Source organism: Kaistella carnis (assembly GCF_003860585.1).
Taxonomy (GTDB): Bacteria; Bacteroidota; Bacteroidia; order Flavobacteriales; family Weeksellaceae; genus Kaistella; species Kaistella carnis.
Map to the genome: position 1 here is coordinate 1,180,146 of NZ_CP034159.1, position 14,039 is coordinate 1,194,184.

Here is a 14,039-nt window from a genome sequence, read left to right on the forward strand (position 1 = left end):
GGCGCCAAAATAAAAAAATTATTTACGAACGCGCTTCGGTTTTTTGGCTTCTTCTTTTGCCCGTTCGTCATCAATCGCTTTCTGAGCGGCATTGTAGAGAGCATCGTCGGATTCGTATTTTATTTCTTCGTAATTTGGAGAATCTACAAAAATGTCGCGCCACGTTCTGAGGCGATCTTTGGTATTCCAGTTGAAATCGGGGAAGAACCGCTTCTCACGAGAAATTAAACTCATGGGATAAATATCGGTATTCGCCCCGATATTACAGGAAATGATCTGAACCTTTCGGTCTTCAAATTCAGCCTCTATAGTACCACATGTTGAAAGGGAAACTCCAATACGTTCTACTTCTTTTGTTTTCTCATTCTGGTCATCGGCGTAGGTGATGGCTTGTCCATTCCCAATTACTTTGGCAAGTTTAACATCGTTTTTTTCGTAGTAAACCGTCATGAGCTTTCCTTTTACCTGATTGAATTCGTCTTTCATATTCAGCGAATCTGCCTTGCTTATGGCAAAAGCGTTTCCAATGACGCGAAGTGAATCGATGAACTCATTTTCGGTATCGAAATAGGCTTCTATTTTGTCGCCGGTGATTTGTTTTTCGCCGCTCCAGGCAATGGGTTTACCGTCGAGGTGCATAATTCCGTCGGTTTCATTGAAACTTAAAGAATCTGTTCTCACCTGAATATTCGATTTATACATCCTGGCTTTTTTGTAAGCGCGGAGGAAGCTTTTTTTCTTCAGCGGATTTACGGTATCTAACTTCTGATAGGCCAAAATTCTGTCGGCAGAGAAGTACATAGAATCTTTTTCCAAAATCTTCACTGCATAAGGTTTCTCGGTCATCATTGCGGAATCTTTCTTCTCATAGATCTCACCGTAACCTCCTTTCATATATCGCTTTTCCAAAGGATCGCGTAAGGTTACATTTCCTTTGGCGGTACCAAAGCCGGTGATCTGGTTAAAATACATATCGTCTCCGGTCAGAATTTTTCCGTTATAATTGATGCGGGAATTTTTCTTCAGATACACTTCCTTGGAATTCATATTATAGGTTCCCTTTTCGGTGTAAATCAGATTGGCTGGATTTTTTTTATTCGTAATGGTGGTGGCGCCGTTAAAAGTGGCCGTATTGGTATTTTGATTCTGAACGATGTTAACTCCTTCTATGATATATTCGGGGTTATCGATTTTTACGTTTCCTGCAAAATCAATAATTCTACTGTTTAAATCATAAGTTGCCGATTTGGTGAACATGACATTGCCCTCTTTTTTAATGGTTCCACCAGTATTAAAATAGGCTTTGTTGGAAAGCCGGTCGTAATAAAGAGTTTCAGTTTCAATGGTTTGGCCCGGATCTGTTAACAAAACATTTTTTCGTGCAATTCCTTTTTGGGTATTTCCGTCGTACTCCATTTCTCCGGAGGTTATGATCGAACCATCGGCATTTTGAAGTTTTACATTCCCAATAGCTTTCACAAAGTTCTGCTCTCTGTAAAAAATGACCTCGTCGGCAGTAAGAACTGATCCTTGGTGCGAGAACCGGACATTTCCATGGAAAAAAGGATTGTCATCATATTTTCCCTTAACAATCCCAAATTCATCGGAATGGATTAATTTCACTTTTTCCTGCTGAGATTGATTGGTTTGATTGAAAAATGGATCTTTAACCGCAGGATTTTGTGGTTGCGTGGGAATCTGTGCAAAAACAGCTGCACTGATGAAGAGAAATAAAACGAAGATTTTTTTCATTAATCCTTTTTGGTTCCGTAAAAATAAAGAGAGTGGGAATCAATATTTACACCAAAAGCCTCTTCTATAGAATCTTTAATTCCCTGAATTCGGGGATCGCAGAATTCTATGATTTCCTGAATTTCTTTGTCGGAATCTTTCTTATAAATGACCAAATGATCGTGTTGTTTGTCGAAATATGATTTTTCGTAGGAGGACGATGTTAAGGTTTTTTCTCCGAATTGATGTTTTCTGATCAAACCTGCATCTAAAAATATTTCAATGGTATTATAAATGGTTGCTTTGGAAACATGGTATTTTTTCTGCATCATCAAAAGATACAGGTCATCAACATTAAAGTGATGTTCCATATTGTAAATTTCCTCTAAAATAGTATACCGTTCAGGCGTATTTCTAAAACCTTTCTCCTGAAGATATTGTCTTAGAACTTCCTTAATTGTTGAAATATTCAATTCCTTCTGTTTCGCGTCCATTAAAAATAATTATATGCAAATTTATCGAATTTTTTATTAACGTAAACGCCGTACAAAAACCGTAGTATTAACATAATTAAGAATCGTAATGACGGAAATCTACCTGTTTGATTTTCTTGGTAAAGACTTTCTGATCCAAGAGCGGTGCAGATTCTACAGTTACATTATGCGAAGATATTCCCCAAGCTTTGAAATCATCGCTGCCAATATATTTCACGAAATTGTAAATATTAAGGGTAATTTTTTCTTTTACCGTCAGCAAAGTATCGTTGATATAAGTATTGTCAATAATCACGTACTTTAAATCAGGCGGTATATCGTAACCACGAAGCGATGGATGACTGCTTCGGCTCGGAATTGTTCCTTCATCCATCATATCTTGTAAAACCTGATCAAAATAATCATTAATTCTACGGTCTACTTTAAAGCCCAGTAAGAAATTTACGCGGTAAATAGTACCCGGCATAATCTCATCAATGGTATATTTGAAGGTATATGGATCTTCCTGATTGGTGATGTTCAGAATAAAATAATGATCTGCTCTTTTCGGTTGCTTGCGAATAATAGAATAGATAATCTTAGATTCAACTTCATCGTGATTTTTCGCCCGGCTTAGGAACGCGAGATTGGTCGCGTATTTCGGAATGGTTTCATCAAGTTTTAAATCTTTAATGACTGCGATATACTTATTGAGCTTTACAAACTTGATAAACTTTGCTTTGATGAGTCTTCCGTTGTACCATGCATACATACAGACCGCGATAAATCCGCCTAAAACCATTGTTAACCAACCACCATCAAAAAACTTGATGACATTAGCATAGAAGAAACCTAATTCAATACACAAATACACTGCGATAAAACCTACCGCGAAAACACGGGTTGCTTTATTTCGGCTGAGCCAGAAAAACAACAGTATAGTGGTCATTAACATGGTAATCGTAATCGTTAATCCATACGCCGCTTCCATGGCTTCTGACTTTTGGAAATAGATCACAACGATGAAACACAGGAACATCAAGCCCCAGTTAATTCTTGGAATATACATTTGGCCTTTTACTCCGGAAGGATAATCAATTTGTTGATTTGGCCAAAAGTTAACCGACATGGCTTCTGAAAACATTGTAAAAGAACCTGTAATAACAGACTGACTCGCAATAATTGCCGCTGCGGTTGCTAATATAACTCCGGGTAAAATTGCCCATTCCGGCATAATCCCAAAAATTGGATTAATACCTTCACTTACACTCGTAGGATTATCTAATAACCAAGCACCTTGACCCAAATAATTTAAAATTAGCATCGACTTTACAAAAGCCCAGCTCACGCGGATATTTTTTTTGCCACAGTGACCCAAATCAGAGTAAAGCGCCTCGGCACCTGTTGTACAGAGAAATACTGCACCCATAATAACAATGGCGCTCGGCGAATGGGTAATTAAATTGTAGGCATAATAGGGATTAAAGGCATTTAGAATCTCAAGATGATCGAAAATATGAATAGAGCCAAAGCCACCCAAAACCAAAAACCACAACACCATTACAGGTCCAAACAGTTTTCCGATCGAGGCGGTCCCAAATTGTTGAACCAAAAAAACAATAGCCAGAATCACCAACGTAATCCCTACAACGGGAGTATGGGGAGAAAATATCTTAAGCCCTTCAACCGCTGACATTACGGTAAGCGATGGCGTGATAATACTGTCTGCAACCAAAGTTGAGGCGCCAATAATGGCAATGACGTAGAGCCACTTCTTTTTGAGCTTTTTGACCAGAGAGTATAATGATAAAATACCACCTTCCCCTTTATTATCTGCCCTTAAAGCGATGACCACGTATTTCACGGTAGTTTGTAGCGTAAGAGTCCAGATGATACAGGACAGTGCTCCTTCAATATATTCTGTGAAAGGTAAATTTCCCGTTTCTTTTCGGGCATTCACGATGGCTTTCATAACATATAAAGGTGAGGTTCCGATATCTCCGAAAACAATTCCGAGAGAAACCAAAACTCCCATAGCCGTGAGCTTCTTGGTATCAAAATGGGATGAAACAACTTCTGACATACAATTAAAAAAATTTCATCAAAGGTAAATGATTATGACCCTCTCTTTTATTTGTTTTTATAAATGAAAAAACTCTCTTTCGAGAGTTTTTATCTATTATGCTTTGATGTATAAAGCTTTCTTTATTTCTTCTTTTACCTTTTCTAATTTCGGGAACCACTCTGCAAAAAGTGGCGCTGAATAAGGTGCCGGAGCGTCCGGTGTGGTGATTCTCTTAATTGGAGCATCTAAGAAATCAAACGCTTTTTGCTGTACCATATAGGTAATTTCTGAAGCTACAGAACCAAAAGGCCAAGCTTCTTCTAAAATCACCAAACGGTTTGTTTTCTTTACCGAAGCCAAAACGGTGTCATAATCCAGAGGTCTTACGGTTCTTAAATCAATAACTTCGACAGAAATTCCTTCTTTTGCCAAATCTTCAGCGGCCTGCATCGCCAACTTCATGATTTTACCCAAGGAAACCAAAGTTACATCTGAACCTTCCTTCTTAATATCGGCTTTCCCAATTGGGATATAGTATTCTTCTTCAGGAATTTCCATTTTATCACCATACATCTGCTCAGATTCCATAAAAATTACGGGATCATTATCTTGAATTGCAGACTTTAATAAACCTTTTGCATCATATGGATTTGAAGGAACGATCACTTTTAAACCGGGACAGTTTGCAAACCAGGATTCCAGCGCTTGGGAGTGTGTTGCTCCCAACTGACCTGCAGACGCAGTTGGACCGCGGAATACGATAGGACAGTTCCACTGACCACCGCTCATTTGTCGAATTTTCGCGGCGTTATTAATAATCTGATCAATTCCTACCAAAGCAAAATTGAAGGTCATATATTCTACAATCGGTCTGTTTCCGTTCATTGCAGATCCTACGGCAATACCTGTAAAGCCAAGTTCTGCAATTGGCGTATCGATGATTCTTTTGGGCCCGAATTCATCAAGCATTCCTTTTGAAGCTTTGTAAGCACCATTATACTCTGCAACTTCTTCCCCCATTAAATAAATGGATTCATCTTTGCGCATTTCTTCGCTCATTGCCTGTGCAATTACCTCTCTAAAAGTATATTCCTTCATAATCAATTCAAAAAATTAAAGTACAAAAGTAAAGATTTTTTCGCTAATTCTGACATTTCGCCTACTAAAAAAGCATCCCGTAAAGAGATGCTTTTGTTAATTTATGATGCTGAAATTATTTTACAGCGTGCCAAGTCTGCGTTCTACCGATAAGAGAGAAGCCCACGTAACCACGTACATTCAATTTATCACCAGAACGGGTAATATTACATTTGTACGTTTTTCCTGTTTTAGGATCTGTAATTGTCCCGCCAGTAAATTCGTTACCGTCTTTTTTCATGTCGCGAATGACTTCCATTCCTAAAATGGGTTTGTTTTTTCTGTCATCTTTACAATCGGTACAATTTGCGTTTGCAGGCTTGATCAAAAGTTGAGTGACTTTACCATAATATTGACCGTTTGGTTTTTTGGTAATTTCAACGATGGATTTTGCTTGTCCTGTTTCATCATCGATGGTTTTCCATTTACCTTCGATTTGGGCATAAGAAAGTGTTGCGAATAATAAAGCAACAAAAGAGAAAATTATTTTTTTCATTTTTTAAAATTTTAATTTCAATTGGTTTGATAAAAGTAACTAAAAAAAGTTAAACGCCAAATAATAAATTATTCATATCATAACTTTAATGCAGATTTCGAAATCTCAAATAATTAAACGCTGGTTTAATAATTTCTCCCTAATTCAGTTTTCTGTTAATGACACGATCCATATAATCCTGATACCACGCCTTACTTTTTAATTCACCGTTTTTAATTTCGGGCGTGTTCACTTTTCCGAGCAGATTGTCTTCATACCCAAGATCTTTGATGTCGTAAATTCCGGTAAAATCTTTTCCATCAAAGAGGTAGATATAATTCCCAATAATAAACTGTTCTACTCCACTTGAATTTACAATAATATAATCCTCTTTTTTATCTGAAACCAAGCTTCGTCCCCAACTCCGAATTTTTTTGTTATATCCCATTAAATCAGCCAAAGTTGGGTATATATCCATTTGTTGCGATGGTTCATTAACCTCCCCTTTTAAGTTAAATTTGGGATTGGGTGAATAAAATAAAATAGGAATGGCAAAACGGTTCATGGCTTTTTCATATTCAGGATAACCGATCTGATTCGTATGATCGGCAACCAACACAAATATGGTGTTTTCATACCAAGGCATTTTCTTGGCTGTTTCGAAGAATTGCTTCAGCGCGTAATCCGTATATCCAATGGGTTCATGAATTTCTAAAGGCCCTTTTTTAAACTTTCCGCGATATTTTTCCGGAACTTTAAAAGGATGATGCGAAGAGACCGAAAATAAGGTCGCCATAAAAGGTGATTTCTTCGTGTTTAAAGTTTTCGCGAAATACTGAAAAAACGGTTCGTCCCAAATTCCCCAAATTCCATCAAAATCTGCATCATTATTATATTCATTTTTTCCGTAATAATGTTTGAAACCCAAAATATTTCCGAAGCCTAAAAATCCCATGGATCCATTGGGTGCGCCATGAAAAAAAGAAGTATCGTAACCCATATCATTAGAAACAGAAACAATAGACTGAATCTTTTGATTTGAATAAGGGGAACCCGTAAACGCATCTTTTAAACTCGGAATTCCGGCGAGAACAGAACTCATTCCGTGAATGGACTGTCTTCCGTTGGCAAAAGCATTGGTGGCAATTAAACTCTGGGTTGCTAAACTGTCAAAAAATGGCGTGTAGGAAACAAAATCTTTAATATCTGTATTTTTATTAAAGGCGCCCGAATACTCTTTACCAAAACTTTCCAGGATGAAGATGACGATATTGGGTTTTGGATCTACGCCATCCCGGTGGTATAGTTTATAAGGTTTAATATTTTCAGTAATGAAACTTTCATCTACAAAATGCACCTCGCGGAAATTATTGGTATTCAAAGTTCTGAAAAAGGAGAAAACGCTGTTCAACACCAGATTTCCCTGAGAAGGTTTTTTCACATAACGGTTAGCATCAACCAAATTGATGGGCCTTGTAGAATGTTTAAAATCGCCCCGAATCCCGCCCACAACCAGTAAGGCTGTTAGGCATAAAGTGACAGTAGAAAAAATAAAATAAGGAATTAATTTTACAGGTTTTTGAATAGGAACTTTTACTCTTTTATATAAGAAAATCCACAACGCAATCAATGCGACAAACCAAATTACGACAAAAGGATGCTCTGCAATTGAAGTGAAAAATATTTTTCCAATATTATTTTCATGCTGTGCAACATTCATTACCGCAGTAGTTAAGCGCGCCTGGGAGAATTTATAATACACAAAATCACCGAAATTCATACTGTACGCAATCCCATTCGTAATGAAATAGAGATAAAAAAGAAACTTCTGATATCCTTTCTTTGTATTGATGAGGATAGGAATTAAACTAAGCAAAATAAAAAGTGAATTCACATACAAAATTGCCGTAGTATCAAAAGCAATCCCGTGATAAGCAAGTTTAAGATATTCCCCAATTCCCTCCACCGGAATTAAATTTTTATTGAAGAACCAAAATAGCAATCTCGCAACCTGATAAAAAAAGTAGGCCAATGCGAGTCGGTAAATCAGCGCCAAAATTTCGTGAAATCTAATTTCTTTCATAGAATATTATCAAAATAATCCTGCAAATTTACATTAATTTAGTGTTTCCAAATTTGGAAAACAATGCTGGTAAAACATCGGGAATCATTTTAATAAAAACCTTACTTTTGTGTTTATGAACTTTATCAAGAACAATCTGGCAAATGTTTTCACGCTGGCCAATTTATTTTCCGGCAGTATTGGGGTAATCAATTTAATTACAGGGAATTACGAAATTACCGCCATCTGCATCATTCTTTCCTTAATTCTGGATTTTTTCGATGGATTCATTGCGCGGGCGATGAAATCAAATTCTGAGCTCGGTGTTCAGTTGGATTCTCTTGCCGATATGGTCAGTTTCGGACTTCTTCCCGGTGTGGTTATGTACAAAGCTTTGGAACCTTTTAGCACGCAGTTTTTGGGAGTCGATCTCCCTTTTGAAATTAAATATATCGGACTTTTCATCACTTTATTTTCATGTTTAAGACTGGCCATTTTTAATTTAGATGATGAGCAGACTTATTATTTTAAAGGTTTAAATACACCTTCCAATACGATTTTAATCTTCGGATTATACTATGCATTCATGGAAACAGGTGCTTTTAAAATTTTCTTTGATCATTCAGCGCTTTTAATTTTGATCACTTTAATCTCTTCATTTCTTCTGGTAAGTCCTGTAAAAATGATTTCAATGAAATTTAAGTCCATGAAAATTGAGGATAATTATCCTAAAGTGGCCTTAGCCATTGGCGTGATTTTAATTCTGATCTTCTTTAAAACGGTCGGGATTCCTTTATCGATGTTATATTATATCTTAATTTCCGTAATTTTTCAAAAACAATTGAAAGCATAAAACTTTCAAACCTTAATAGATTTGGACAAGTCTTGGCTTGCTCCTACACCACAAAATAAAAAGAATGAATTTAAAACTCCATAAACCACTATGTATCTTTGATTTAGAAACAACCGGAGTTCAGGTGGCGAAAGATCGGATCGTCGAAATTTCAATTTTAAAAGTTAATCCTGATGCTTCGCGGGAGAGCAAAACCTGGCTGGTTAATCCTGAAATGCCGATTCCGAAAGAGTCATCAGACATCCACGGAATTACGGATGAAAAAGTGAAAGACTCGCCAAAATTTAAAGAAATTGCCGGCAAAGTTCTGGAAATGATTTCGGGCTGCGATTTGGGTGGTTTTAATTCTAACCGTTTTGATGTTCCTCTTTTAGCGGAAGAACTTTTGAGAGCCGGTCTGGATTTCGATCTGAGTAAATTTAAACTGGTTGATGCGCAAACCATTTTCCATAAAATGGAACCGCGTAATTTAACGGCAGCTTATCAGTTTTACTGTAGAAAGAACCTTGAAAATGCGCATTCCGCAGAAGCGGACGTCTTGGCAACTTTCGAAGTTTTAGATGCGCAGGTGGGCCACTATCCGGATTTACCAAACGATATCGCCGGTTTAAGCGAAATATCTTCTCATCATAAATTTGCAGATTTAGCAGGTTTCATCGCTTTTGACAAAGAAAATAAAGAAGTTTTCACTTTCGGTAAATATAAAGGTCAAAGAGTAAAAGAGGTTTTTCAGAAAGATCTGGGATATTACGGCTGGATTCAGAATGCCGATTTTCCTTTGTACACGAAGAAAGTTTTAACTTCTATTCAATTAAGAAGCAAGTTCTAAAGAACACTTCCTACCATTAAATAAATCTGATCTTATGGCGTCTCTGGTAAAATTTAAATATTACAATAACAGCCTTGAAGCCAATCGCGACAAGCAGATTCTCGCAAATAATGGGTTACAAAGTTTTATCGCCAATGAACAGACCATACAGTCAGACTGGCTTTTGTCCCAAGCCTTGGGAGGAATACAGCTCCAGGTTTTTGAGGATGAAAAAGAAAAAGCAGAAGAGATTTTAAAGAACTTTTTAGAAAATGAACATATGGAGTTAGAGGTCGAGCATACGATTTCTAACCCTGAATTTAATTTCACCTGCCCGAAATGCGGTTCCAATCATCTTTATAGAGATGAAAATCCCGGAGGATTATTTGGCGTTTCTCTTCTCTTTTTCGGTTTTCCTATAAAATCACCAAGCCCTATTTATCATTGTTATTATTGCAATAACGAATTTAAAATATAGCAAGAGTTTTAAAAAAACATCATCTAAAAGTTAACTAAAACCATTTATAGAATGAAAATAATTTGCATCGGCCGAAATTACGCAGAACATGCACAGGAATTAGGAAATGAAGTTCCCGAAAGTCCTGTCATTTTCATGAAACCTGATACCGCGGTTTTAAAGAAAGGCAGTGATTTTTATATCCCGGAATTTTCAGACGACGTGCATTATGAACTGGAAGTTGTGCTGAAAATATCAAAAGGTGGAAAATATATACAGGATGAGAATGCTGATAAATATTATGATGAAATCGGTTTAGGTATTGATTTTACAGCCAGAGATCTGCAAAGTAAATTAAAAGAAAAAGGACTTCCGTGGGAATTGGCAAAAGGCTTTGATGGAAGTGCGGTGCTTTCAGAATTTTATAAAAAAGAAAATTTCAATATGAAAAATCTGAACTTCTCTTTAAGAAAAAATAAGGAAGAAGTGCAGAATGGAACTACGTCGATGATGATTTTCTCCCCGGAAAAGATCATTGCCTTTGTCTCCCAATACTTTACATTGCGAGTGGGCGATTTAATTTTCACGGGTACGCCAAAAGGCGTGGGAAAGGTTTCAGAGAACGATATGCTCCAAGCATTCCTGGAAGATGAAAAAGTATTTGATTTGCGAATTCAGTAGGTTCTGACTTGACGGTCTCGGTTAATATTTGTAACTTTAAGGAACAAAATTTAAAATCATGATAAATATTATTTTACCTGTAGATTTTTCAGAAGCCACTGATAAATTAGTAGAAGGCGCACTGAAATTTGCAAAGGAAACGAAGGGAAAAATATGCTTGATTCACGTGGCACCTTCCGATATTGGTTTTGCAATTGGGGACATGGGATTTCAGTATTTTCCTGAAGTTGAACAGAACGAAATTAAGCAGGAACTCATGCAGCTCAACAATTTGGAGCAACGAATTATTGCACAAGGCGTCGATTGTGAGCATCTGCTGAAACAAGGCGTTGCCGGTGATATTATTTTAGAATACGCCAAAGAAAAAAAAGCCAGTTATATGGTGATGGGTTCTCACGGACGCAGCAATATGTATGATGTATTCGTGGGCAGTTTAACAAAAGAGCTTACCCGCAGATCGCCAATTCCTGTTTTGGTTATTCCGATTCATTAATAAATCCTAACATGATATAAGAAATCCCGAAATTGAAATAATTTCGGGATTTTTATAGTAAAAAGGGATATCAATTATTTACTTTCTTTGTTGTAAATTCTAGGGTCGTAGTAAGGATGATGACCTTCTGTAGGAGAAAAATACTCCTTGTCTTCATCACCTCCCAAAACTTTAAGTAAAACATAACACCAGTAACAAAACAACGCTGTTGCAACAAAGAAGAGAACCCAGTTCACAAAATTAGATGCGAAATCAAAAAAGCCGAAAGACCATTTGAAAAACCTGCTGATTAGTAGAAATATTGATGTCATTATTTTCTTTTTTAAATTAACTTTGCACAAATTTATAAAAAATGTTTCGATTACTTTCAAAAGAAAGCAATATTTTTTCAGTTCCGGTTTATATCGGGGTTCTTCTCTTGATCGTCATTAGTTTTAACTTTTTAGATTTCAACACTTTAGAACTTATTTCAGCCGCCGTAACTTTTGGCGGTGTTGCTTTAGGATACTTTTGTTTTAATGCCATTGCATTGAATTATCAGACCCATTTACCTTTGTTTTTGTACACGGTGTTTGTTTTCGCATTATATCCGGGTGATCTGGATATCGGCATCGCAGTGGCGCTTTTCACCAACTCCATTATCATTTTACTTTTAACCAATGATGATGTTTCGGTGCGTAACTACTCTTATATTTTAGTGGGAGCTATTTTGGCCTTCAATTTTATTTTTCTGCCGACCACTTGGCCCATGACGATTTTTGTGATTTTCCATATTATTGGAACCTCAGACCGAATCGGTTTGCACATGTTCAGATTATTATTCGGAATTACCCTCGTTATTTTATCTTATCTGGGGATTGCCTATTTCTTTAATTTAAATTCATTTAATCCTGCCTATTTTCCATTTAAAGGGTTAAAATTAATGACGAAATTTGACAATCTTTACTGGCTGACTCCAATTCTCTTGTTATTGATTCACGCAGTGATGGATCATTTCAGAAACTTTAACAGAAAAAGCCCCACCAGCAGATTTAAATATACTTTTTTACTCGTATTTTCTCTGGCCCAATTAATTACGATTATTCTTTATATGGGAAAAACGTACGAATATTTACTTTTGCTCGCTTTACCGGCCTCCATCATTCTAAGCCGGATGCTGCGATTTTCTAAAAAATACTGGATGCAGGAAGTGGGTTTGTGGGTGATTATTGCGTGTCTTATCATTTTTAAACTTTCGACTTATTTTAATTTTTACTAAAAAGATCATGATTCAAATTGACGATAAATTAATTTCTGAAGATATTTTTTCTGAAGAATTTGTATGTAACCTCAGCAAATGCAAAGGCGCATGTTGTGTAGAAGGCGATGTGGGAGCACCACTGGACAAAAGTGAAACCGAAATACTGGACCGTATTTACGAACAAGTAAAACCTTATCTCCGTCCGGAAGGAATTGCAGCAATCGAGAAACAGGGGAAATGGGAAATTGATCCGCGCGACAACGATTTCGTAACGCCAATGGTAGAAGATAAAGAATGTGCCTATGTAATTTTTGATGAAAAAGGAATTACAAAGTGCGGAATTGAAAAAGCCTACGAAGATGGCGCTGTAGATTGGCAGAAACCCATTTCATGTCACCTTTATCCTATTCGTGTAGATGAATACAGAACGTTTACGGCACTCAACTACCACAAGTGGGACATATGCAGCGATGCCTGTACTCTGGGCCGGGAATTACAGGTTCCGATCTACAAATTTGTAAAAATTCCTTTAATCAGAAAATATGGAGAAGAATTTTACCAGACACTTTGCGATGCTGCAGATGAGTGGAAAAAAGAATACGGTTCTTAAAATAATTTTTAACTTTAAGCTAAAATGTCTGAACATTTTGAAATTTTAGATATCTATAAAGCCGTCATTTCATTGATTGCCGGATTGATTCTGGGATTTGAACGTGAAATGAAGGATAAATCTGCGGGTTTAAAAACAATTACCATCATTTGCCTGGGTTCTACTCTATTTTCTATCCTTTCCTATAAATTAGCAGGAAATGGCGATCCAACCAGGATCGCTTCATACATTGTGAGCGGAATCGGATTCCTGGGCGCAGGTGTTATTTTTAAAGAAGGTTTTAATGTTTACGGCTTAACCACAGCCGGCATCATCTGGATCGCAGCCGCTATCGGAATGTCGATCGGCTTTGGTGAAATTTATATTGCTTTTGTCTTTCTTCTTGTAGCCCTCGTGGTGATGTATGTTTCTAAAGTTTTATCGAAGCATTTTCTGTCGTATCATCATAACAGAATATTAAAGTTTAAAATTCCCAGTGCGCAGTTCGTTCAAAAGAAAGTAATCGTAAGGGAAATAAAAAAAATCTCGAAAGTTGCCTACCAAATTGCCATGGAGAAAAAAGAAGACTTCATTGTTGTAACCATGGATCTTCATATTACCAATAAACAGATCGATGAACTGGAAATCTACCTCATCGAAAATGAAAATGTAGAATCTTTCAGCTATTAAATAGAAGTTTATCTTTAAAAAAAATCCGTCTCGAATGAACGAGACGGATTTTATATGTAAAAGAAAAAATTACTTTTTCAATTCTTCCAAAAACTCATCGTGAGAGATTTTGGTTTCTTTTAAGCATATACGATATAAAACTATTTTACTAAATACGCTAAGTAATTGAGTGTAATATCACTATTAGTGGTGCTGCTTTCTTTTAATCCATAAGAACCGGTTACTTGCCCACTGCGTATAGTTCTCTCTGCCTTTGGCAGTCCACAAATGAGTTCTTTTTTTTCA

At 36.6% G+C, this 14,039-nt stretch carries 15 protein-coding genes; 8 read left to right on the forward strand and 7 right to left on the reverse strand.

Features of this window, described 5'->3' with window-relative positions:
- Positions 1 to 18: 18 nt before the first annotated feature.
- From EIB73_RS05295 to EIB73_RS05320, 6 genes are all read right to left on the reverse strand, one after another.
- On the reverse strand, positions 19 to 1,752 hold the full coding sequence (locus EIB73_RS05295; RefSeq protein WP_125023341.1) for an OstA-like protein: 1,734 nt from the start codon (positions 1,750 to 1,752) through the stop codon (positions 19 to 21).
- On the reverse strand, positions 1,752 to 2,225 hold the full coding sequence (locus EIB73_RS05300; protein WP_125023343.1) for a Fur family transcriptional regulator: 474 nt from the start codon (positions 2,223 to 2,225) through the stop codon (positions 1,752 to 1,754). Before EIB73_RS05300 ends, EIB73_RS05295 begins: the two co-directional genes overlap by 1 nt.
- 76 nt (positions 2,226 to 2,301) lie before the next feature.
- Positions 2,302 to 4,287, reverse strand: coding sequence for a KUP/HAK/KT family potassium transporter (locus EIB73_RS05305; RefSeq protein ID WP_125023344.1), 1,986 nt, complete (start codon positions 4,285 to 4,287; stop codon positions 2,302 to 2,304).
- Between the two features lie 96 nt (positions 4,288 to 4,383).
- Positions 4,384 to 5,367: a pyruvate dehydrogenase complex E1 component subunit beta gene (locus EIB73_RS05310; protein WP_125023346.1), complete on the reverse strand. Its 984-nt coding sequence runs from the start codon at positions 5,365 to 5,367 to the stop codon at positions 4,384 to 4,386.
- Between the two features lie 115 nt (positions 5,368 to 5,482).
- Positions 5,483 to 5,902 carry a DUF2147 domain-containing protein gene (locus EIB73_RS05315; RefSeq protein WP_125023348.1) on the reverse strand — a complete coding sequence of 140 codons (420 nt, stop codon included), beginning with the start codon at positions 5,900 to 5,902 and terminating at the stop codon, positions 5,483 to 5,485.
- Between the two features lie 139 nt (positions 5,903 to 6,041).
- Positions 6,042 to 7,964 carry an LTA synthase family protein gene (locus EIB73_RS05320; RefSeq protein WP_125023350.1) on the reverse strand — a complete coding sequence of 641 codons (1,923 nt, stop codon included), beginning with the start codon at positions 7,962 to 7,964 and terminating at the stop codon, positions 6,042 to 6,044.
- Between the two features lie 115 nt (positions 7,965 to 8,079).
- On the opposite strand from EIB73_RS05320, the gene EIB73_RS05325 reads away from it, so the two are divergent.
- From EIB73_RS05325 to EIB73_RS05345, 5 genes are all read left to right on the forward strand, one after another.
- Complete coding sequence (locus EIB73_RS05325; protein WP_125023352.1) at positions 8,080 to 8,796, forward strand: CDP-alcohol phosphatidyltransferase family protein; 717 nt, start codon at positions 8,080 to 8,082, stop codon at positions 8,794 to 8,796.
- A gap of 64 nt (positions 8,797 to 8,860) precedes the next feature.
- Positions 8,861 to 9,625 (forward strand): 3'-5' exonuclease, encoded by a 765-nt coding sequence (locus EIB73_RS05330; protein ID WP_125023355.1) that lies wholly within the window; start codon positions 8,861 to 8,863, stop codon positions 9,623 to 9,625.
- 34 nt (positions 9,626 to 9,659) lie between these two features.
- Positions 9,660 to 10,082: a putative signal transducing protein gene (locus tag EIB73_RS05335; RefSeq protein WP_125023357.1), complete on the forward strand. Its 423-nt coding sequence runs from the start codon at positions 9,660 to 9,662 to the stop codon at positions 10,080 to 10,082.
- A 51-nt stretch (positions 10,083 to 10,133) separates the two neighbouring features.
- Positions 10,134 to 10,742, forward strand: a complete 609-nt coding sequence (locus tag EIB73_RS05340; RefSeq protein ID WP_125023359.1) for a fumarylacetoacetate hydrolase family protein — start codon at positions 10,134 to 10,136, stop codon at positions 10,740 to 10,742.
- A gap of 58 nt (positions 10,743 to 10,800) precedes the next feature.
- Positions 10,801 to 11,235 (forward strand): universal stress protein, encoded by a 435-nt coding sequence (locus tag EIB73_RS05345; protein ID WP_125023361.1) that lies wholly within the window; start codon positions 10,801 to 10,803, stop codon positions 11,233 to 11,235.
- Positions 11,236 to 11,309: 74 nt separating this feature from the next.
- On the opposite strand, the gene EIB73_RS05350 is transcribed toward EIB73_RS05345, so the two are convergent.
- Positions 11,310 to 11,546 carry a hypothetical protein gene (locus EIB73_RS05350; RefSeq protein WP_125023363.1) on the reverse strand — a complete coding sequence of 79 codons (237 nt, stop codon included), beginning with the start codon at positions 11,544 to 11,546 and terminating at the stop codon, positions 11,310 to 11,312.
- A 41-nt stretch (positions 11,547 to 11,587) separates the two neighbouring features.
- Here EIB73_RS05350 and EIB73_RS05355 point away from each other — a divergent pair, with 41 nt between their 5' ends.
- Genes EIB73_RS05355 through EIB73_RS05365 form a run of 3 tightly spaced genes read left to right on the forward strand, consistent with a single transcriptional unit; the run spans position 11,588 to position 13,754 of the window.
- Positions 11,588 to 12,493, forward strand: coding sequence for a DUF6427 family protein (locus EIB73_RS05355; protein WP_125023365.1), 906 nt, complete (start codon positions 11,588 to 11,590; stop codon positions 12,491 to 12,493).
- Positions 12,494 to 12,500: 7 nt separating this feature from the next.
- The gene (locus EIB73_RS05360; RefSeq protein WP_125023367.1) at positions 12,501 to 13,085 is read left to right on the forward strand and encodes a DUF3109 family protein; all 585 of its coding nucleotides are present in this window, start codon (positions 12,501 to 12,503) and stop codon (positions 13,083 to 13,085) included.
- 24 nt (positions 13,086 to 13,109) lie between these two features.
- A complete protein-coding gene (locus EIB73_RS05365) occupies positions 13,110 to 13,754 on the forward strand; it encodes an MgtC/SapB family protein (protein ID WP_125023369.1) in 645 nt (214 codons plus the stop codon).
- The last annotated feature ends 285 nt before the right edge of the window (positions 13,755 to 14,039 follow it).

Bases quoted from the DNA above. Each gene is read 5' to 3' on its own strand.
- EIB73_RS05310 (WP_125023346.1), bottom strand. From the start codon at position 5,367: ATGAAGGAATATACTTTTAGAGAGGTAATTGCACAGGCAATGAGCGAA.
- EIB73_RS05300 (WP_125023343.1), bottom strand. From the start codon at position 2,225: ATGGACGCGAAACAGAAGGAATTGAATATTTCAACAATTAAGGAAGTT.
- EIB73_RS05320 (WP_125023350.1), bottom strand. From the start codon at position 7,964: ATGAAAGAAATTAGATTTCACGAAATTTTGGCGCTGATTTACCGACTC.
- EIB73_RS05350 (WP_125023363.1), bottom strand. From the start codon at position 11,546: ATGACATCAATATTTCTACTAATCAGCAGGTTTTTCAAATGGTCTTTC.
- EIB73_RS05305 (WP_125023344.1), bottom strand. From the start codon at position 4,287: ATGTCAGAAGTTGTTTCATCCCATTTTGATACCAAGAAGCTCACGGCT.
- EIB73_RS05335 (WP_125023357.1), top strand. From the start codon at position 9,660: ATGGCGTCTCTGGTAAAATTTAAATATTACAATAACAGCCTTGAAGCC.
- EIB73_RS05365 (WP_125023369.1), top strand. From the start codon at position 13,110: ATGTCTGAACATTTTGAAATTTTAGATATCTATAAAGCCGTCATTTCA.
- EIB73_RS05325 (WP_125023352.1), top strand. From the start codon at position 8,080: ATGAACTTTATCAAGAACAATCTGGCAAATGTTTTCACGCTGGCCAAT.
- EIB73_RS05355 (WP_125023365.1), top strand. From the start codon at position 11,588: ATGTTTCGATTACTTTCAAAAGAAAGCAATATTTTTTCAGTTCCGGTT.
- EIB73_RS05340 (WP_125023359.1), top strand. From the start codon at position 10,134: ATGAAAATAATTTGCATCGGCCGAAATTACGCAGAACATGCACAGGAA.
- EIB73_RS05345 (WP_125023361.1), top strand. From the start codon at position 10,801: ATGATAAATATTATTTTACCTGTAGATTTTTCAGAAGCCACTGATAAA.
- EIB73_RS05330 (WP_125023355.1), top strand. From the start codon at position 8,861: ATGAATTTAAAACTCCATAAACCACTATGTATCTTTGATTTAGAAACA.
- EIB73_RS05360 (WP_125023367.1), top strand. From the start codon at position 12,501: ATGATTCAAATTGACGATAAATTAATTTCTGAAGATATTTTTTCTGAA.
- EIB73_RS05315 (WP_125023348.1), bottom strand. From the start codon at position 5,902: ATGAAAAAAATAATTTTCTCTTTTGTTGCTTTATTATTCGCAACACTT.
- EIB73_RS05295 (WP_125023341.1), bottom strand. From the start codon at position 1,752: ATGAAAAAAATCTTCGTTTTATTTCTCTTCATCAGTGCAGCTGTTTTT.